Annotated in this window: 17 protein-coding genes; 10 read left to right on the forward strand and 7 right to left on the reverse strand. The window is 69.3% G+C overall.

Annotated elements, in window-relative coordinates; translation table 11 throughout:
* Positions 1–28: 28 nt before the first annotated feature.
* From HUX53_RS33220 to HUX53_RS33230, 3 genes are read right to left on the reverse strand one after another with little or no spacing between them, the layout of a single operon-like run.
* Entirely contained in the window at positions 29–991 is a 963-nt protein-coding gene (locus tag HUX53_RS33220; RefSeq protein ID WP_176407186.1) for a glycosyltransferase, read from the reverse strand.
* On the reverse strand, positions 988–2,178 hold the full coding sequence (locus HUX53_RS33225; RefSeq protein ID WP_176407188.1) for a hypothetical protein: 1,191 nt from the start codon (positions 2,176–2,178) through the stop codon (positions 988–990). The genes HUX53_RS33220 and HUX53_RS33225 overlap by 4 nt, the downstream gene beginning before the upstream one ends.
* Before the next feature lie 7 nt (positions 2,179–2,185).
* A complete protein-coding gene (locus tag HUX53_RS33230) occupies positions 2,186–3,451 on the reverse strand; it encodes a hypothetical protein (protein WP_176407189.1) in 1,266 nt (421 codons plus the stop codon).
* Positions 3,452–3,632: 181 nt separating this feature from the next.
* On the opposite strand from HUX53_RS33230, the gene glf reads away from it, so the two are divergent.
* The 7 genes from glf (at position 3,633) to HUX53_RS33265 (ending at position 13,151) form a co-directional block, all read left to right on the forward strand.
* Positions 3,633–4,850: a UDP-galactopyranose mutase gene (gene glf / locus HUX53_RS33235; RefSeq protein WP_176407191.1), complete on the forward strand. Its 1,218-nt coding sequence runs from the start codon at positions 3,633–3,635 to the stop codon at positions 4,848–4,850.
* Between the two features lie 38 nt (positions 4,851–4,888).
* The gene (locus HUX53_RS33240) at positions 4,889–6,820 is read left to right on the forward strand and encodes a glycosyltransferase (RefSeq protein WP_309237549.1); all 1,932 of its coding nucleotides are present in this window, start codon (positions 4,889–4,891) and stop codon (positions 6,818–6,820) included.
* Positions 6,817–7,698: an ABC transporter permease gene (locus HUX53_RS33245; RefSeq protein WP_176407195.1), complete on the forward strand. Its 882-nt coding sequence runs from the start codon at positions 6,817–6,819 to the stop codon at positions 7,696–7,698. Before HUX53_RS33240 ends, HUX53_RS33245 begins: the two co-directional genes overlap by 4 nt.
* Positions 7,699–7,702: 4 nt before the next feature.
* The gene (locus HUX53_RS33250) at positions 7,703–8,479 is read left to right on the forward strand and encodes an ABC transporter ATP-binding protein (protein WP_309237550.1); all 777 of its coding nucleotides are present in this window, start codon (positions 7,703–7,705) and stop codon (positions 8,477–8,479) included.
* Between the two features lie 277 nt (positions 8,480–8,756).
* A complete protein-coding gene (locus tag HUX53_RS33255; RefSeq protein ID WP_176407221.1) occupies positions 8,757–10,784 on the forward strand; it encodes a hypothetical protein in 2,028 nt (675 codons plus the stop codon).
* 463 nt (positions 10,785–11,247) lie between these two features.
* Positions 11,248–11,457: a hypothetical protein gene (locus tag HUX53_RS33260; protein ID WP_176407197.1), complete on the forward strand. Its 210-nt coding sequence runs from the start codon at positions 11,248–11,250 to the stop codon at positions 11,455–11,457.
* A 1,175-nt stretch (positions 11,458–12,632) separates the two neighbouring features.
* Positions 12,633–13,151, forward strand: a complete 519-nt coding sequence (locus tag HUX53_RS33265; protein ID WP_176407199.1) for a hypothetical protein — start codon at positions 12,633–12,635, stop codon at positions 13,149–13,151.
* A 29-nt stretch (positions 13,152–13,180) separates the two neighbouring features.
* Here HUX53_RS33265 and HUX53_RS41885 read toward each other — a convergent pair whose 3' ends face one another.
* A complete protein-coding gene (locus tag HUX53_RS41885; RefSeq protein WP_255205886.1) occupies positions 13,181–13,309 on the reverse strand; it encodes a hypothetical protein in 129 nt (42 codons plus the stop codon).
* Between the two features lie 865 nt (positions 13,310–14,174).
* Here HUX53_RS41885 and HUX53_RS33270 point away from each other — a divergent pair.
* Together HUX53_RS33270 and HUX53_RS33275 are read left to right on the forward strand one after the other, a co-directional pair.
* Complete coding sequence (locus HUX53_RS33270) at positions 14,175–16,748, forward strand: ATP-binding protein (protein WP_255205887.1); 2,574 nt, start codon at positions 14,175–14,177, stop codon at positions 16,746–16,748.
* A 176-nt stretch (positions 16,749–16,924) separates the two neighbouring features.
* Positions 16,925–17,203, forward strand: a complete 279-nt coding sequence (locus tag HUX53_RS33275; RefSeq protein ID WP_176407204.1) for a hypothetical protein — start codon at positions 16,925–16,927, stop codon at positions 17,201–17,203.
* Here the strand turns inward: HUX53_RS33275 and HUX53_RS41890 are convergent.
* Together HUX53_RS41890 and HUX53_RS33280 are read right to left on the reverse strand one after the other, a co-directional pair.
* Positions 17,200–17,328, reverse strand: coding sequence for a hypothetical protein (locus tag HUX53_RS41890; RefSeq protein WP_255205888.1), 129 nt, complete (start codon positions 17,326–17,328; stop codon positions 17,200–17,202). The two genes, HUX53_RS33275 and HUX53_RS41890, sit on opposite strands and share 4 nt — an antisense overlap.
* A gap of 28 nt (positions 17,329–17,356) precedes the next feature.
* Positions 17,357–18,589 carry an RNA-guided endonuclease TnpB family protein gene (locus tag HUX53_RS33280; RefSeq protein ID WP_176407205.1) on the reverse strand — a complete coding sequence of 411 codons (1,233 nt, stop codon included), beginning with the start codon at positions 18,587–18,589 and terminating at the stop codon, positions 17,357–17,359.
* Positions 18,590–18,822: 233 nt separating this feature from the next.
* Here HUX53_RS33280 and HUX53_RS33285 point away from each other — a divergent pair, with 233 nt between their 5' ends.
* Positions 18,823–19,101, forward strand: coding sequence for a DUF5955 family protein (locus HUX53_RS33285; RefSeq protein WP_176407206.1), 279 nt, complete (start codon positions 18,823–18,825; stop codon positions 19,099–19,101).
* Positions 19,102–19,125: 24 nt separating this feature from the next.
* On the opposite strand, the gene HUX53_RS33290 is transcribed toward HUX53_RS33285, so the two are convergent.
* Positions 19,126–20,007 carry a hypothetical protein gene (locus HUX53_RS33290; RefSeq protein WP_176407207.1) on the reverse strand — a complete coding sequence of 294 codons (882 nt, stop codon included), beginning with the start codon at positions 20,005–20,007 and terminating at the stop codon, positions 19,126–19,128.
* Positions 20,008–20,030: the final 23 nt, after the last annotated feature.

Below are 20,030 nucleotides of genomic sequence, written 5' to 3' on the forward strand. Positions count from 1 at the left end.
CGCCCGCGGGCATCGCGCGGCGCCGCCGTCATCGCGTGGGGACCTCGACGCCGACCTCCCGCAGCAACACCGCGGTGGGCGTCGGCCTGCCGGACAGACCCGCCCTGATCCCGCGGACCATCGCGCGGCGCAGCACCGTCCGGTCCGAGGATCCGGCAAAGGTGCGGGACCAGCGGCGCAGCGTGGAACCCGCGTACAGCACGCGCTCCGCCGGTGCCAGGCCGGGGCTGCCGGTGAACAGCCAGATCTTGTTGCGGACCTCGTAGTAGAAGCGGTCGCCCGGGTCGGCGTCCGCACCTCCGAAGTCCTTCGTCTTGTGGACGACGACACTGTCCGGGCACAGCAGCCCCCGGTGCCCGCGCAGCAGCCGGGTGGTGAACTCGAAGTCGTCGTTCCACAGGAAGTAGTCGGCGACCGGCAGCCCGCGTTGGCGCACCGTCGCGGCGTCCACCAGCACGGACACGAACGACGCGGAGCGGATCGGCACGCATCCCGCCGCATCGGCGATCCGCGACTCGGCGGCGGTCGCGCGCGGCTTGGCGCGCGGCGTGTTCATCGGATGGTCGCGGCCGTCGGTCCACACGACCCGGCTGGCCAGCAGCGCCGGCGGGCCGCCCTGCCCGGCGGCCCGTTCCCAGGCGGCCAGCAGTTCCCGCAGCGCGCCGGGCTCGGGCACGGTGTCGTCGTCCAGCAGCCACAGCAGGCCGGGGTCCCCGGCCAGCGCCCGTGCCATCCCGGCGCTGAACCCGCCCGCTCCGCCGATGTTCCTGGGCAACTCCAGCAGGTCGACGTCCGGGAACCGATCGCGGACCATCGCGGCGGTGCCGTCGCCGGACGCGTTGTCGACGACGATGACACGGTCGGGGGGACGTCGCTGCCCGGCCAGAGCCGTCAGCGCCTCGGTCAGGAGCTCTCGCCGGTTGAACGTGACGACGACCGCCGTGACGGACGTGACGGCCGCGGCGTCGCCCGCGGGGCTCCGCGGGCTCATGACCCGCGCTTGCCGGTGGCGCGGCGGGCGGCCCGCTGCAGTCCGGTCGACGGGGACGCGGCGGTCTCCAGCAGCCGGTCCAGGTTGTCCCGGACGTCCCCGAGCTGCCCGTGCAGGTGCGCGATGCCGATCCGGTCGCGCACCGTGTTCAAGCGCTCCAGCAGGTGCGCGGCGACGCCGATGGACGCGGCCGCGACCTCGTCGTCCGGCACCTCATCGGGCAGCGCGGTCGCCGCGGCGTCCCAGGGCGCAGTCAGCTCGTCCAGGTCGCCGGTCACCCGGTACCCGGCGGCGCGCACCGAGGCGGCGAGCTCCCGGCCACGTTCGCCCACCCACTCGGCGTGCCGGGCCGGCAGGCCCATGGGAGCGCGGCCCGTGGCTTCGCTGCCGACGGTGAGGCCATGCCCGACGAGGTGGTCGCGGACCACGCGCTCGTAGTCGCTGCCCAGCGCGGTGCCGAGCCTGCCGTTCAACCGGCGCAGGACCTCCACCTCGATCGCCGGCATGGGCGGCTCCTCCGCGATGCCCCCGACGTCGCAGGTAGCGGAGTCGATGCCGGTCACGGCGCAGAAACGCGCCCACAGCACGCCGGGGTCCCCGTCCGGTGGGGGCAGCGTCAGTACGTGGACGCGGTCCGGCGGCACCGCGGACTCCCAGATCTTCAGGACCCGCACCGGGTCGTGCAGCCCCCAGAACATCTCCCCGTACGGCTTCGGCGCGTCGATGCCGAGCGTGACCAGGTCGTCCACGAAGCGCTCGAACGGGACGGTGTGGTTGTGCCGGATCTGTTCCTGCCAGTCGCAGATGAGCTGCCAGCCCAAGCCGCGGGTCGCGAACACGACGTGTACCTCGGCGGGTTCCAGAGCCGCCACGGCCCGCCGCGCCTGCGGCTCGTCCGCGCCGCCCAGCAGCCCCTGGGAGAAGACGGCGGTGTGCCCGTCCCAGTCGCGGACGCGCCGCGCCACACCGTCCCAGGCACCGTCCCAGGCCGGGTCGCGGCGGCCGCCCCAGCTCATCTCCCGCAGGTCCATCACCGCGCCGAAGTGCTGCATCGGGCTGGTGAGCGGGTAGCAGACGCCGGCGTCGCCGAGGCGCCGCCGGTTGTGCCACAGCGCCCGCTGCAGGAACGCGTCGCCGGCGGTGGGCGCCCCGACGTGCAGGTAGACGGTCTTGACCCGGTCCTCCATCGACGGGTCACCTCCTGTTCGTGTCGACGTCAGAGCGGGCGGCCATGCCGTGGAGCCGCCGGTAGGCGCCGTGCAGGTGCCGGACCGCCGGGTACCGCTCGCTCGCCTCCCGGGCGACCCGGCGGGTGAGCGGCACCGTCTCCTCGGTGAGCCGGCCGGTCAGCTCGCGCAGTTCCCCGGCCCGGGACCGCAGCATGTCCAGCATGTCGTCGTCCGGGACCTCCGGCTCCGCGAGCTGGGCGGCGCGGTCCTCCTCGTCCCGGAGCCGCCCGAGCAGCGCCGTGATCGCCTCCATGCCGACGTCCGCGACGTCCGCCCAGCTCGGTTCGTCCGGGTCGGGCGCCGTCGTCGGCCCCGGTGCGGGAACCAGTTCGTCGAGGTCGCCGACGATGTGGTAGCCGGCGTCGTGGAGACCCTCGACCATCTCCTCGGCCCGGTGGATCGCCCAGGGCAGGTGCTCGGCGGGCAGGACGATCTTCGCCGGGGCGGGCCGCGCGGCGAGGACCCGTTGCGCGAGGAACAGCTTGACCTCTTCGTTGTAGAGGTGCCACCCGAGCCGGCCCCGGTCGAGCGCCGTGTTGAGCCGCAGCAGGAACTGCGTCTCGGCGAGGCCGAGGGACGGGTTGTCGAACGGGGCGGCGAGGTCGTAGTCCTCGGGGGCCAGGCCCGTGGCCGTGCAGAACCGCCGCCACAGCAGGTCACGGGGTGCGCCGGGACGGGGCAGCGTGACGATGTGCACCCGTTCGGGCGGCAGGTTCGCGGCCCACCTCTCCAGCACGTAGACCGGGTCCTGCAGCGTCCAGAACAGGCGTGCGATCTCGAACTCGAGCCAGTCGGGGCGCTTCAGCGGCGCCACGAAATCGGCGAAGGAGACATCGAACCGGTTCTTGATGTCCTCCTGCCAGTGCGCCGGGATCTGCCGGGCGAGATCCCGTGCCGTGAAGACCACATGAACATCGGCGAAATCGAGGTCGGCCAGGGCCCGCCGCACATGCTTCTTCCATGCCGGGGCGAACAGCTCCTGGGAGATGATCACCGTGCCGGGCCAGTCGCGAACCTCGTCCACCAGGCGCCGCCACGCGCCCGGAATCTCCGGGTCGGAGGCACCGGGGAAGAACGTCCGGCGCAGGTCGAAAGCGGCCCGCACGTGCGCCGCCATGTCGGCGCCCGGGTAGAGGACGCCGTGCTCGCGCAGCCGGTCCCGGTTGTGCCACAGGATGTTCTGCAGGTACGTCGTGCCGCTCTTGGCCGCGCCGACATGCAGGAAGACCACTGGACGGGCGCGCGGTCCCGCGCTTTCGGAACTGGAGGAGACCACCGCGATCCTGGGTTCCCATCTCGGTACCGGTCGAATCGCGGGTATCTTAGCCCCAATCTGTAACAACCGGACCGGCTGGCGACGCATGTGCAGCGGGTCTTCCGGACCCTCCCGACCGGAGAAGAGCGCTGCCCAGATGAACATCGACCTCGTGGTGGCCGGCAGCGGGCTCTTCGGCCTGACGGTCGCCGAACGATGCGCGGCCGAGCTGGGCCTGCGCGTCCTCGTCCTGGACCGGCGCGGACACATCGGCGGGAACGCCTACAGCGAGGACGAGCCCGAGACCGGCATCGAGATCCACCGCTATGGCGCGCACCTCTTCCACACGTCCAATGAGCGGGTGTGGGAGTACGTCAACCGCTTCACCGCCTTCACCGGCTACCGGCACCACGTGTACTCCCGGTACCGCGACCGGATCTACCCGATGCCGATCAACCTCGGCACGGTCTGCGAGTTCTTCGGCCGCGCGTTCAGCCCGGACGAGGCGCGCGCGCTCATCGCCGAACAGGCCGCCGAGGTCACCGATCCGGCGAACCTGGAGGAGAAGGCGATCTCGCTGATCGGGCGCCCCCTGTACGAGGCGTTCATCCGCGGCTATACCGCGAAGCAATGGCAGACCGACCCCCGCGACCTGCCCGCCGAGATCATCACGCGGCTGCCCGTCCGCTACACCTTCGACAACCGGTATTTCAACGACGCGCATGAGGGCCTGCCGGTCGACGGGTACACCGCCTGGCTGGAGCGGATGGCCGACCATCCGAACATCGAGGTGCGGCTGGACACCGACTTCTTCGACCTGCGCGACGATGCGGTCGGCAACGTCCCGGTGGTGTACACCGGCCCGCTGGACCGCTACTTCGGGTACGCGGAGGGCGAGCTCGGCTGGCGGACCCTGGACTTCGAGATGGAGATCAAGGAGACCGGCGACTTCCAGGGCACCCCGGTGATGAACTACGCCGACGCGGACGTCCCCTACACCCGCATCCACGAGTTCCGGCACTTCCACCCCGAGCGTCGCGACCGCTACCCCGCCGACCGGACCGTCATCATGCGGGAGTACTCCCGGTCCGCCGCACGCGGTGACGAGCCGTACTACCCGATCAACACTCCCGCGGACCGTGACCGGCTGCGGGCCTACCGGAAGCTGGCCGCGGCGGAAGACGGCGTCTTGTTCGGCGGCCGGCTCGGCACCTACCAGTACCTCGACATGCACATGGCCATCGCGAGCGCGCTCGGCATGGTCGACAACCGGCTGCGTCCCCACTTCGCCGACCGCCCGCGTCTCCATATGGGGACAGGACGGGCCGGAAGCTCGGCCAGCCGGAAGGAACGGAGCGGAGGCGCGGAGCAGTGACCGATCGGCGACCGAACGATGGGGGCCGGGATCTGCGCGTGCTGCAGCGCGTGGTGCTGCCCGTGGACCGCGACCTCGACGTCCTCAAACTGTACGTCGACGGCCAGATCGAGCGTGGCGCGGCGAAGGTGGAGGCGGAGGCCGCGCCCGGCCGGGCCGAGGAGGGCGTCCGTCCCGACAGCGCAAGCAGGCGGACCGTGGTCGTTCCGGTGGGCCGACGAGTGTCCTTCGCGACGTACTTCAACGCCTTTCCCGCCGGGTACTGGCGGCGCTGGACCAACGTGGAGGAGACCGTCCTCCGGATCCGGATCCGGGGCCACGCGACCGTCATCGTCTACCGGTCAAGCGCCAAGGGGCACGTGCACCGGGTCGCCTCCTCGGCGGTGGACTCCGACACCGCCGAGGACCGTTCGTTCTCCCTTCCGCTGAAGCCCTTCGTCGACGGCGGCTGGTACTGGTTCGACGTGGTGGCCGGCGAGCGCGCAGTGGTCCTCGAACGGGCCGAGTGGTGCGCCGGCGTCGAGCAGGTCCAGCGGCAGGGCACCGCGAGCATCGGCATCACGACGTTCAACCGTCCCGCCTTCTGCGTGGCCCAGCTCGTCGCGCTCGGTGAGGCGCCGGAGGTCCTCGACGTCATCGACGAGATCTTCGTCGTGGACCAGGGCACCGACCGCATCGCGGACCATCCGGACTTCGCGGTGGCCGAGGCCGGGCTCGGCGGCAGGCTCCGGGTCGTCGACCAGGGCAACCTCGGAGGCTCCGGCGGCTTCGCGCGGGCGATGGACGAGACGGTCCGGGCAGGCCGCAGCGACTACGTGCTGCTGCTCGACGACGACGTGGTGACCGAGAGCGAGGGCATCCTGCGCGCGGTCGCGTTCGCCGACCACGCGAAGACGCCCACGATCGTCGGCGGGCACATGTTCAACCTGTTCGTCCGGTCGCAGCTGCACGCCTTCGGCGAGACGATCGAGCGCTACCGCTGGTGGTGGGGACCGGCCGCGCACACCTGGCCGGAGCACGACTTCGCGGACGGCGAGGGCACGCTGCGCCGGACGCCGTGGCTGCACCGGCGCGTCGACTCCGACTACAACGGCTGGTGGATGTGCCTGATCCCGATCGAGACGATCGGCAAGATCGGGCTGTCCATGCCGATGTTCATCAAGTGGGACGACGCCGAGTACGGCGTCCGCGCCCAGGCCGCCGGGTTCCCCACCGTGTCCCTGCCCGGCGTGGCGGCCTGGCACGTCCCGTGGCAGGACAAGGACGACGGCATCGACTGGCAGGCGTACTTCCACTGGCGCAACAGGCTGGTCACGGCGCTGCTGCACTCGCCGTACGAGCGGGGAGGCAACCTGCTCAAGGAGAGCTTCATCATCTCGGTGAAGCACGCGCTCGCCATGCAGTACTCGACCGCCGAACTCATGATCACGGCTCTGCGCGACGTGCTCGCCGGGCCCGAGCACATGCACGCGGGCATGGTCACGAAGCTGCAGGAGATCCGCCGGGTGCGGGCCGGGTTCGCGGACGCGCGGGCGGGCGAGCGCATCGAGGAGTTCCCCGACGTGCGGCGGGGCCGCCCTCCGAAGCGCGGCCGGAACCCCGGCGTGCCGAAGGGCCGGTCGAAGGTCGTCAGGACGGCGCTGGTCAGCGCCGTCCGGCACCTCGGCCCGGTCGGCGAGGAGGCGCTGCGCAACCCGCAGGCGGCCGTCGCGCACATCGACCAGCACTGGGGGATGCTGTCGAAGTTCGACAGCGCCCTCGTCTCCTCCGCGGACGGCACGAAGGTGACCTGGTACCAGCGCGATCCGCGGCGCTTCCGGTCCATCATGAAGCGCAGCGGTCTGCTGCACGCCAGGCTCACCCGTGAGTGGGGCGCCTTGGCCGTGCGCTACCGGGCGGCGGCGGAGGAACTGTCCTCCCCGGAGGCGTGGCGGAAGACGTTCGACGCCGCGGGATCGGCCGGCGAATGAGCGGGCAGGCGGTCCCGGTGTACGAGGGCGTCCTTCCACCGCTCGTCCCGCCGGGTACTGGCGGCGGACTGCGGCACGTCCTCAGGGACCGCTACCTGCTGCGCCTGCTCGTGCGGCGGGAGCTGAAGGCGCGCTACAAGGGGTCGCTGCTCGGTCTCGGCTGGTCCTACGTGCGTCCGGCCGTGCACTTCTCCGTCTATTTCTTCGTGGTCGGCGTGTTCCTCGGGATGGACCGCCACGTCGAGCACTTCCCGATCTACCTGTTCTCCGGCATGGTGCTGGTGAACCTGTTCAACGAGACCCTTCACTCGTGCACCCGCTCGGTCACCGGCAACGGCCCGCTGATCAAGAAGGTGTTCCTGCCGCGCGAGCTGTTCCCGGCCGCGTCGCTGCTGGTGTCGCTGGTGCACTTCCTGCCGGGGTTCGGGATCATGCTGGCCGGCGCGCTGACGTACGGCTGGCGCCCGTCGCCCGTGGGACTGCTCGCCGCGGCGCTCGGCTTCGTCCTCATCATCGTCCTCGGGCTGGGGCTCGGGCTGCTGTGCGCCGCGATCAACGTCTTCTTCCGCGACCTGGAGCAGGTCGTGGACATCATGGTGATCGTCATCACCTGGTCGGTGCCGATGATCTATCCGTGGTGGCACGTCCGGGACGAGGCGCCGGGCTGGGTGCTGGACGTGTACCTGGCCAATCCGCTGGTGTCCGCGGTCAGCCTCTTCCAGCGCGCGTTCTGGTTCCCGGGGACGGGGGGCGACTTCGCCTTCCCGCCGGACCTGTACGGCCGCGCCGCGATCTCCCTGGCGGTGTCCGGGCTCGTGCTGCTGGCCGGCAGCCTGGTGTTCGCGCGTGCCCAGCAGCGATTCGCCCAGGAGTTGTAGCGACGTGGCCATCCCTCCGGTGCCCGAGTCCATCGTCATCGACTCGGTGAGCAAGCGGTTCACCCTCCGGCACGCCCGGTCGATCAGGGAGATGACGATCCGCGCCGTCCGCCGGCAGTCCCTCTCGGAGACGTTCAACGCGCTGGACGACGTGAGCCTCACGATCCACCAGGGCGAGACGGTCGCGCTGATGGGGCTGAACGGCTCGGGCAAGAGCACCCTGCTCAAGCTGATCTCCGGGGTGATGCGCCCGGACGCGGGCACGGTCGCTGTGCGCGGCCGGATCGCCGGGCTGATCGACGTCGGAGCGGGCCTGCACCCCGATCTGACGGGCCGGGAGAACGTCTACCTGAACGCGGCGATCCTCGGCATGTCCGAGGCGGAGATCAAGCGGAAGTTCGCCGCGATCGTCGAGTTCTCCGGGGTGGAGCGCTTCCTGGACAACCAGGTGCGCTTCTACTCCTCGGGCATGTTCATGCGGCTGGCGTTCTCCATCGCGGCGCACACCGAGCCGGACGTCTTCCTCGTCGACGAGGCGCTCGCCGTCGGCGACCCGCCCTTCCGGGAGAAGTGCCTCAAGCGCATCAGGGAACTGCGCAGCGAGGGACGCACCATGGTGATCGTGGCGCACGATATCGAGATGCTCAGCCGGCTGTGCGACCGCGGTGTGACCCTGCGCCAGGGCCGGATCGTCTTCGACGGCGACCCGGCGGAGGCCGGCCGGCTGTGGCGGCGGGATCGCCAGGCCCGCCGTGCGGCGATGCAGGCGGGCAAGGCCTGACGGCCCGGGCGACTCGCGCCCGGTCGCCGGCAGCGGTGGCCGGGTGTGGTCAGGACGGCGGGTGAGGGGTGTCTGATCTTGTCGCAGGTGGGCGTGGTGTCCGAAATGTCGGAGGTAGTCGCTCTTCGGGGGGACTGTTCTGTTGAACGAGGCGCGGGGAGGCCGGAAGGTCTTTACCGTGGGTTGTGCAGGTAACCGACCGTAGAACCCGAACCCGGTAACCCCGAGGCGTTCCCTCCATTCCCGCGACTCCCAGGGGTCTCTCGACGTGACGGACATGGCGAGCGGGTCCGCGATGGCGCGGCTCACACAGGCCGACCGCGTCCACGTGGGCTGGCGCTACGCGCAGGTGCACCCCGATCCGGGGCCGCCCCCGGCCCCGCCTGAGCAGCCCGAACGGGCGCCGCTGCCGACGCCGGCGCGGCGGCCTGGCGAGCACATGGCCGGCCGGCCGCTGCGGATCGTGGTCGGCGGCACCGTCGCGTTCATCGTCCTGTTCCTGGTGTGCGGCCTGCTGGGGATCATCCCGTGGGCGTTCGTCGGAGTGGCGTTGCTCGCGTTCCTCCTCATCCTCGGCTTCACGGGCGGCGGGCTGTGGCGGGACGAGCGGGGCGTCCGGGAGCGGCTCGCGCAGGAGCGGGACGAGGAGGAGCGCCGCCGGGCCGCGCGGCAGCGGGAGCGGGAGGCCGCCGAGCGCGCGTACACCAAGGCGCGGGCCGAGTGGGAGCGCCGGCAGGCCGCGTACGAGAGCCAGCGCGAGTGGTATCCGGTCGCCGTGCCGCCCGGGGTAGACCGCGTGGACGTCGTGGGCGGGACACTCGCCGGCTGGTCCGCGGCCGTCACGACCATGGGGGCGGCCAGGCTGGCGGTGGGCGCGCGGCTCACCGTCATCGACCTTTCCGAGGGCGCGGTCGCGCATGACCTGCTCCGGCTGGCCGCTGACCGGGGCGATGATCCGCTCGTGTGGGTGCTGCCCGCCGACCTGCCCCGGCTGGACGTCACGAGGGGCCTGAACCCGGAGGCGCTCGCGGACGTGCTCTCGCTGGTCGTCAGCGCGGGCGAGGAGGAGGGCGGCACCCAGGACCTGTCGTTCGACAACTCGATCCTGGAGCGGCTCATCGAGGTCCTCGGGCCGGACGCGACGATCCCGCGCATCACCGCGGCACTGCGCGTCCTCGCCCAGGTCGGCGACCCGCGCGACGACCTGCGGAAGGGCCTGCTCACCGACGAACAACTCGAACGCATCGCCACACTGTTCGGGCGGGACGCCACTGACCGGATCGTCGTCCGGCGGGCGTGGGCGCTGGAGGCGCAGCTCCGCAAGCTGGAGAAACTCGCGACGGAACCGGTGCGCTTGCCGCCGTCCAGGCTTCACGTGGTGTCGATGGATCGCCGTGCGGGCGTCCTGACCAACCGCATCCTCGGCACGTACGTCACGACCGCGCTCACTCACCGGATCCGCGAGGCCCCGCCAGGCGGCCGCTGGGACCACACCCTGTTTCTCTGCGGCGCGGAGAAACTGCGCGGGGACGTCCTCGACCGCCTCATCGACGCATGCGAGGCGACCGGAACCGGCCTCGTGCTGATGTACCGGTCGATCCCGAACCACGTACGCGAACGCCTCGGCCGGCGCGGCCACGCCGCCGTCGGGTTCATGCGGCTCGGCAACCCCGAGGACGCGCGCGTCGCCGCCGAGCACATCGGCGCCGGGCAGCCGCTCCTCGTCGCCGAGATCACCGACGCGGCGGGAGAGACGCTGTTCGACGTCGCGGGGGAGAGCTACGCCAGCACGGTCGCGTTCGCGCGCCCACGCGGCGACGGCCTCACCGACCCGGTCTGGTCGCCGCTGCCCGCACCGGCCGCCGACGACTCCGTCCTGGTCGAGGGCATCAGCTCCGCCACCGCATGGGGCCGGACGGTCGCCGACCGCCGGACGCACAAGCAGCGGTACCGGGAGCTACTGATCGAGCCGCCCCAACTACAGGAACTTCCGCCGACGGCGATGGTCTTCACCCATTCAGGCGCCACCGGCCGCCGCACTCTGCTCGTGGACGCCAACCCCGGCATCATCACCCTCCCGACCGCGCACTCGATGGAATTCGAGGAGGACCTCCGCGAGCAGCAGGAACCGCTCATCCAGCCGGAAGAGGACGCTGGGGAGATCCCTGAGCCGGAGCTGCCGGAAGTCCCGGCGCCCCGCCGAGCCCGCCACGCCCTACCTCGCGGCGCGTCCCGTCCAGTGCGGATCGTCCCGCCCCTAAAGCCCAACGGCCGCCACAAGGCCGACCCTCCACCCCCGTCCTGACAGGCGACCTCATACGCCTCACCTAAGCGACGGACGGATAGGCAGACACTCTCGGTCGTCCGCCTTTCGGACGGCTGAAGGGCTCGGGCTCGCCCGGACGGAAAGGCCTTGGATTCTTGGATAGGGGACTCTGGTGTGAGATATGAGAATTTCAAAGGGAAAATGGTGCAGGTCATCGACTTCGATGACGTGGGCGGTGAACGCGTGCTGGAGTTCGTCGACTCGTCCGCAGAGTTGGTCGGTGCGGTCCTAGCCGTCCACTACGTCTCCGACGGCTGGTCGAGCGCGCAGGTAAGTATAAGCCCGAAAGGGTAAAGTGTTCCCGTCGAGTTCATGGAGTGGGCATTGCAAACGGCTCGGAGAATAATGCAGGCGTCCGAAGTCGGCTGACCTGAACTGTGTACGGGTCGCGTGTTGTGACCTCACAGGGCGCCATCTTTTGGGCGGCTCGGATTGAGGAAAGATGACGGCAGACGATGTTGTTTATGTGACACAGGGTGAGCCGGTGCGGCGGCCTTGGCAGGGCTACGTGGCCATGGTGGATTTGAATACCTTTGGCCTTGCCGGCCAGCGTGAGCAACTGTGGTTGAAGTCCGTCGGTTCAGATGCATATGAGCTGTGCTGCATTCCCTTCTGTGCTTACGGCCTGGCTCTAGAGATGTTGTCAGCATAGGTTCGGGTGGTCATGTAACGTCTGTGGTGAGGAAATCGGGACGGCGGGTGCTGAGGCTTCTGCTTCAAGCTGGCCCGGCTGCCTCGGCGCATTTTTCGGAGATAACTTCCAAGCTTCACATGGACGGCCTGCTGTTTGAGCCGCGGAGACAGGCATATCGCCATCGACGTCCCAGCTAAGGACATCCCATGGTCGGCGGTAATAGTCATGGAAGAGTTGGTGCAACGAGGGGGCGCATTCTCAGAGTGGGTGGACGTTCTGTCGTTCAGGGCTGCGGGTGAACAGGAATGAGCGGGCTTGCGCAATGAGTGTGACGTGCGGGGCTGTTGGATCCTAATAGTGGCACGAGACTTGTTGTGCGCTGGTGCGGGTCGCGTAAGAACGGCGGGGCAACTCTTGTCATTACGCCTGTTCTTTGTGTCATCCTGGAGTGGGTTGATGGGCGTCGGCTGCCGCTATCGAGGGGCCGGGCGGGATAAGGCGTTCTAAATGTACTGGGGAACCAAAATCCAGTGTTCCGGCGCCGCATTGAGAATGGCGGCGACTTCATGAAACGTGTATAATCTCGCGGGACTGGAGGCAGCATGGCACTCATCGCTGCGATTTCGGCCCTTGCGCTCGTCATCGCTCTCACGCTGAGGGACCATAAGCTGCTCGGCCCCGGTGGTACGGGCGCCGCCATCATGATGTGGGTGGCGGCCCCGGTGGCATTGCTGATCAAGCTCAAGTGGTATGGCTGTCGGCCGAAAAGACTCTCTGGTCCACGGCGGCACTGTTCATGTGGGTGATAATATGTGGCACGGGAAGGCCCGGCATCTTGCTCTCAATACTTTTCATGGATGAGCCTAATGTGCCGCAGCATGTACTCCTGAGATCCTTTATCGGGCAGGCCGTCCTGATAATCGGCATCGTTGTATTCGTAGCTGTCGACGCCTTTGCGTAAGACAGCCGGGAATCAGGTGTGAGAGTAGGCATTCAGTTCTGGCGCAGGGCGTGGCGGTGGGTCGGTGTTAGTGACGGTTCGTCACTTCGATCAGTGTTGTTTGCCATGATGTGATCTTGGTGTGTCGGGGCTGAAAGAGTTGTCGCGTGAGGAGCCGATCGCTCTGGCGTGGGCTTTGGCCCGCCGAGGACGCCGAGTTGCGGTAGAACCCGAGGCTTGAGGGAAGTAGTAGATGGTTGTGATCAGCCCTGACGCCGAGCAGGTGCTTGGGCCGGATTTCTTGGAACATCTCCGCGCGGTCGACGTATGCCTTCCGCTACGCGCGGTCGTTGAAGAGGGATGGATCACGGAAGGCGGCGCGAGACTGCTTGTCGCATTCCGTGACTCCTACTTCGGAGACCGTTCGAAATTCTCGACGGTAGGCGAATACGAAACCGCCGTCAATGGCCGAGGAATTCCGGAAGACGGCATCGAATCATCGGGGCAGGAGAAAGTTCACCATCTGATGCGGCGAGGGGCCGCGTTCGCGTGGGCCGCACTCCATGCGGCGAACGCGTCGAGTCAGGAGGCCCCGCTGATGTCGCGTATATCCGTGGAGCCGACGGTCTTTGATCCGAATGTGGTCACTGGATATGTGACCTTCTTTGCTGCCGAGTTCGCTGACGTGTTGGGCGTGCGGCCTCTCGGTGAGAAAAGCGGGATCCAGATCCTTCTAGAAAGCGCGGACTGTCTGGATCCGCTGCCAGATTAGATCTGGCTGGGTGAACGCAGGGACCGTGCTCACCACGCACCGGCCAGGCCGCAGGGCAGGGCGAACGCGTTCTCAGGTAGTGCGATCGAGTAGTTGAAGTGCGTGGTCGGGGTGAATCCGGTAGTGGTCGTTGGCGGGGCGATGTTGGTCCAGCCCATGTGGCGGGCGAGGGCGATGGCCAGGTTGTGCAGGCTGGCGATGATGTGTGGTGTGTGACTGGTGCGGATGTGTGAACGGTCCTCGGCGTAGGTGACGTCGCGGACGTGGTGCAGGGCCTCGATGGACCAGCACCCCCGGATGAGGGCGGCGAGTCGGGCAGGGGTTGCGTGGCCTGTGTGAGGCTGGTGCCGACGTGGATGGGATTGATCGTCGTTCTGCCGGTGGTGCGGTCGGTGCGGTGGCGTTTGACCTGGATGGCCTGGACGGCGTGTGAGAACAGCAGCCCGGGCCCGGACCGTCAAGCCGCCGCGCGGCCAGGGCGACCCTCCCGTACTTGCCCGCCGCGCGGGTTGCGCGATGCTTCGGACTCTTCTTGACGGTGCATTGGCGCGGGGCGCTGGGGCGCGTCAGGATGCTGGGGTGACTTTGCCGCCTGGGTCGTCGTCTGCTGTGCCGCCCTACCGAAGGGGGGCCGGTGTCCCGCCCGGTTCCATGCGTGGTGGGGAGCGGTTCGTGCTGCCGGGGCCCTGGTATCGGATTCAGGCCGTGCCGGCGCCGCAGCGGGAGGCGTCGGCCGAGTGGGACTTTGTGAGTGTGCTGCCTGCGGCGTTGTCGGCGGCGCGGTTGCGGCGGCCGTTCGTTGTTGGGTGGCTGTCGGCGGGCTCCGGTGCGCCGCTCCAGCTGATCACCAACGCGGGGCCCATCGGGACGCCGGAGGCAAACGCCGAGACTCATGGGTTGCTGTTTCCCAGTGGGGCTCGTGGGGTGCCCGTTGGGGACGGATGGTTGCGGCAGGCCGAGCGAATGGTTTGGACGCGGTGTCCGGGCCGGTTGGCGCCGCAAGGCGCAGGGGGCGGCCCCGGGTTGTTCGAGGCGACGCTCGTCACGTTGATGGAGCGGCCCTTCGGGTGGTTCGTGGTCGCGGATCCGTGCGATGAACGGCTCATCGATGACGAGGTGCGGGAGCTGCAGCACGAGTTGCGGATGCTGCGGCGGGGGGAGGACGAGCAGTCGAGGCTCGCCGTCTCCCGGGCCGATCAGCGGCTTGCGGAGTTGGACGCGTTTCGTGAGGCGGGGCTCTGGCAGGTGCGGGTCGTTGCCGGAGCGGCCTCGCAGGATGAACTCGGGCAGATCGCTCCGGTACTCGTCGGGTCGATGGAGCTGGGACATCATCCGTATCGGCTCCGGTCGGGGCAGGGGAGCGGGTCGTTCAGCGAGATGCTCAGCCCCGGGGCGGCGCCGGCGCCGGTTCGGCCGATGGGGGAGTCGGAGCAGCGGTTCCCGTTTGTTGCCACGGCGGGTGCGCTGGCGGCGCTGGCCGGATTGCCGCGGAGGGAAGTTCCTGGGCTGCGGGTGTTGGAGGCGGGGTATTTCGATGTCACGTCGGAGACCGCGCCGCAGGGTGGAGAAGCGCAGATTGAACTCGGCGCCATCCTGGACGGGCAGGACCGGGAGGTCGGACGCTTCACCGTGCCCCGGTCGACCATTAACCGGCACGTATTCGTCACCGGGGCTACGGGTGCCGGTAAGTCGCAGACCGTCCGGCATCTGCTGGAGCAGCTGACGCGGGCCGGTATTCCGTGGCTGGCGATCGAGCCCGCCAAGTCGGAGTACGCGGCGATGGCCGGGCGCATTCAGGATTTGGGCGGGCCGGTGACGGTCGTCAATCCGTCTGACCCCGATTCGGTGCCCCTTTCGGTTAATCCGCTGGCACCTGAACCGGGCTATCCCGTACAGGCGCATATTGACATGGTGCGGGCGCTGTTCCAGGCCGCGTTCGATGCGGAGGAGCCGTTCCCGCAGATCATGGCGCAGGCGCTCCAGCGGGTTTACGAGAACAACGGGTGGGACGTCGTGACGGGGGCGGGCGTTCCCGGGTCGTTGATCGAGCCCGCCGTCCCAACCCTTGAGCAACTGCAGAACGCGGCGCTTCAAGTCATCCAGGACGTCGGATACGGGCGCGAGTTGATGGCCGACGTGCAAGGGTTCGTCGACGTCCGGCTGAGGTCATTGCGCATCGGATCGGCGGGACGATTCTTTGAAGGCGGGCACCCGGCCGACATCGGCGGCATGCTTCGCGACAACATCGTGCTCGCTATCGAAGACGTCGCCAACGACGAGGACAAGGCGTTCCTCATGGGGACGCTCATCATCCGCATCGTCGAGCATCTGCGGATGCGGGAGCGCAAGCGCGACCGGGCGACCGAATCCGCGCTAAGGCACGTCATCGTCATCGAGGAGGCGCATCGCCTGCTCCGCAATCGCGGGCCCGAACGCGGCAGCTCGCACGCGGTCGAGCTGTTCGCCGGAATGCTTGCCGAAATCCGCGCGTACGGCGAGGGCATCATCGTCGCCGAGCAGATCCCCACGAAGCTCGTCCCGGACGTCATCAAGAACACCGCGCTGAAGGTCGTCCACCGGCTGCCCGCCTACGACGACCGGCACCAGGTCGGCGCGGCCATGAACCTGGACGGCGACCAGTCCCGCGAAGTGGTGTCGCTGCGGCCCGGCGTCGCGGCCGTGTTCGCGGACGGCATGGACCGGCCCCTCCGCGTCCGCGTCCCGCTGGGCGAGGGACGGGAGGCCGAACTGCCCGGCCCCCCGCCGCCCGTGGACGGACGACGGTCCGCCGCCTGCGGTTGCGAATGCCGTTCGGGACGCGCCTGCACGCTGTTCGAACTGCGTGAGGCCGACCTCATCGCCGGCGGGGACGACTGGGCGTGGCTGCGGCTGTGGGCCGACACGCTCGTATTGGCACATGTCGTGAACCGTCCGCTGCCCGCCGTCCCGCCCGAGTTGGGACGCGCCTGGTCCCGGCTGGCGCCGCGGCTTCGCGAGTGCGCGCTGGCGACCGTCGTCGAGCGGGCCGTGACCCGGCGGTCCCGGTCGCTGCGCGCCGCCTACCCTCCGTCCGAGCTGACCGCGGCCGTGGCGGAGATCGCCGGCCGCCTCCTCGGCGGTGCCCCGCCCGGCGCCGCCCCCGGCCCGCAGTGGATGATCCCGCAGGTCAAGTGGCTGCACGAGCTCGACCGCCTGTTCCCCTACGGCGGCGGCGTCCCCGACAAGCACACCCTCGCGCCGCCGCTCGACTACCCGCTGCCGGGCCTCAAGCAGCCGCCGGACGCCAAGCTCGGCCACCGCCTGCGCGCCCTGCGCCGCCACCCGCTGTCGATGGAACTGGCCCGCAACCGCCCGATCGCCCTCACCGCCCTCTACGGCGACGACGACCAGTCCGACTTCTACCAGGACCTCGCCGTCGTCGCGCTCGGCTTCGAGGAGGACGAGCAGATCGACCACGTCGCCGGGACGATGCGCGTCACGGAATGGCTCGAACCCGTCCTGAGCTGGTTCGACCGTTTCGTGGACCCCTTCGCCGACCCGTCCAAGGGCCTCCCCTTCCTCGGCCAGTCCCGCGACCCTGAGGGACCGACCATGTGACCAAGTGTGGCCAGAAGGTCACCTTTAGATGCCTTCTCACGCGTCAGTGTCATGATCCGAATAGTTCCGTCGGCATGGCCGTGGACGAGGGTTCCCCGACGCCGCGGCGTTGTTCCACCACGCGCAGTCGGCCGCGGACACCGACCGGCAGCCGCTGCACAACACCACCCGTACCTGTGCGCGCCGTTTACCTCGACGAGCGGATCGGCGACCGCGTCATCGCCGAGTTCCTCGATGACGAGAACCGAGCCGTCGTCCCGTCCTACGGGTACGGCGTGGAACCGGTGCTGTTGCACGTGTTGCGCGCCCGCCGCTACCGGATCGTCCGCGACCTCGTCCTTGGCGGTATCTGGCTGGGTGCGCTGATCTTCCCGCAGTTCTTCGCCGTCGGGTATTTCCTGGTTCTGCCGGTCCTCGCCGGCTTCACCGAGACTCCGTGGCGACGACTGTCCTAGACGTGGTGCCAGGTCGTCGGCTGGGTGGCGTCCATTGTCCTGCCGTGGGTGGTCGCCAGGTCCTGTTCGTCGTCGTGAGCGAGCGGCCAGTCGAGGAGCCGGTGATCCTTATGCGCTGCGGGCACGGCTCTTCCGGGCCTTCGCAGGCCGGCGTCATCTTGACTTCCTCTCCTGCCCAAAGGCAGGGATTCCAGCGGTCGCCCGCCGTGTTTCCTGCTTCGCTGCCGACTGCCCCGTCCGGGAAGACTCCCGTTGAGGTCTTACACCGGCTCCACAGGCCGACACCGCCAGCCCGGCGGCCAACACATTCTTGGCGGCGTTGACGTCCCGATCGTGCCGGGCGCCGCACTCGCCGCATCCCCATGTCCTCGCTTTGAGGGGTAGCTTCTCGGTCACGGCCCCGCATCGCGAGCATGCCTTGGTGGACGGGAACCAACGGTCGATCACCACCAGCTCACGGCCGTACCAATCGGTCTTGTACTCCAGCATCGTCCGCAACTGCCGCCATGCCGCATCCGAGATCGCGCGGGCCAGCGAATGATTCTGCACCAGGTTGCGGACATCCAGGTTCTCGATCACGACCGTTTGGTTCTCACGGACGAGCCGAGTCGACAGCTTGTGCAGGAAATCACGGCGCCGGTCGCTGATCCGGGCGTGGACCCGGGCCACGCGCCGCCGGGCCTTATCCCGGTTCGCCGACCCGGGGGTTTTGCGCGCCATCTCCCTCTGAGCTTTGGCCAACCGTTCCCGGTCGCGGCGCTCATGCCGGGGGTTGGCGATCTTCTCACCTGTCGATAGCGTCACCAGCGAGGTCACCCCGGCGTCGACGCCCACCGCGCGCTCCACTGGGTCCATGGGGGTGATGGTGTCGTGACAGAGGATCGAGCAGAACCAGCGTCCGGCCGCGTCCCGCGACACCGTCACCGTGGAGGGCTCCGCGCCTACCGGTAGTGGCCGGGACCACACGATCGCCAATGGTTCGGACATCTTAGCCAGCGTCAGTTCACCATCCCGCCACCGGAACGCCGAGCCGGTGTACTCAGCCGAGTCTCGCGACTTCTTCTTGGCCTTGAACCGTGGGTATTTCGCGTGTCCGGCGAAGAAGTTGGTGAACGCGGTCTGTAGGTGCCGCAGCGCCTGCTGCAACGGCACGCTGGACACCTCGTTCAAGAACGCCAGTTCCGTCGTCTTTTTCCACGAGGTCAGCGCCGCCGAGGACTGCACGTACGAAACGCGGCGCTGCTCGGTGTACCAGGCTCGGGTGCGTTCCTCCAGCGCCCTGTTGTAGACGAGGCGAACACAGCCGAACGTGCGGGCCAGTTCGGCCGCCTGCTCGTCTGTGGGATAGAAGCGGTACCGGAAAGCCCGCTTCACCTGCCGCGCCATGCGTCACATCCTAGCTGTGCTGGTGTGAAACCGCAGCCTTTCGGTGGGAAGGGGCGGACCAGGGCCGTCAACGCCCAGGTGCCGTGGGCAGGTGTCGACCAGCGGCAGAGGGGCCCGGGCCGTTCCGGAGGCATCAGCCCATGACCGAGGCGGCATGAGCGGGCACGGTGACCGGGGCATCAGGATCGGCGGCAACGCCAACGTCTCCGGGCAGGTCGCGTCCGGGCGACCACGTGACGCAGAACCAGCAGATCAACGCCGGCCCGCCGCGGGAGGTCGAGGAGGCCCTCGCCCGCGTGGAACGGCTGCTGGACGCGCACGCCGGCGACCTCGACGAGCCCGGACGAGCGCGCCGCGACCTCGCCGACGTCCGCGAGGAGGCCGACTCCGACGACCCCGACACCGAACGCATGGAAGGCGCCCTCACCCGCCTCGGCCGCCGCGTCACCGGCGTAGCGGTGCTGGCCGAAGCCGTCCACGCCCTCGGCACAGCCATCGGCGTAGGCGGCTGACAAGGCGGAACACCCCGCCAACCGTTAGATGTCGCTTTCGGTGCGGGGTGGGAGGCCGGTTTGGTCGGCGATCGGGGTCCAGTAGCCGATGAACTCGCTCTTGGCGTTGCTGGCGCGCGAGTTGACGTCCGAGACCTCCTCGTCGGTCGGGCAGCCGGGGGCGACGTCCAGGTAGCGCTGGTTCGACTCGGTCGACGCCTCCAGTGCGCGGACGAGGGCGTCCTTCAGCTGGACGCCGTCGTCCAGCGCGCTCACCTCCAGGCCGCGCGCCTTTTCCAGCTGTCCCTGCCGTTCGTCCAGGATGCGCTGCAGGCCGCTCGTCGTGCAGCCCTCCTCGACGACCGTGCCTAGGTCGGAGCGGGTCGAGCCCATCTCGTCCAGCAGCGTGTTCACGGCGCCGGCCTGCGCGTCGACGTCGCCGGTCTCCTCGGTTTGGGAGACGGTGCCCTGGCTCGGCGGCGGCGTTGACTGCTGCACTGCCGCGGGCGGCGTCTCCGGGCTGTTCGACCCGCTCGGCCAGAACACGATCGCGAGCGCCACCCCGATGAGCAGGACGAAGCCCGCCGCGCCCAGGAAGTACGGAAGCCGGCTTTTGCCCGCCGGCGCCGGCGGCTGCCAGATAGCCGGCTCCGCCCACGGCTCGGGGGACAGCGGGATCGACCGCTCCTGCGACGGCGGCATCGGCGTCGTGTAGTCGGGCGGCGCCTCCCACGGGGTGGGGCTCTGCCCGGCCCACGGCGGCGGCAGCGGCTCGCGGGAGGCGGGCGCCTCACCGAACGGGTCGCGGGACGTTCCGGCGAGCGGGTCGCGGGCGGTCGCGTCGCCGTCCTGCGGCAGGGGCGCGTTGCAGCGCATGCATGCGGGCGAGGACGACGTGGTGTCGGTCCCGCAGTTCGGACACCGCATGACGGCCCCCCTGCCCCCGTGAG

It is taken from the genome of Actinomadura sp. BRA 177 (assembly GCF_013372625.1).
In the GTDB taxonomy this organism is placed as follows: Bacteria; Actinomycetota; Actinomycetes; order Streptosporangiales; family Streptosporangiaceae; genus Spirillospora.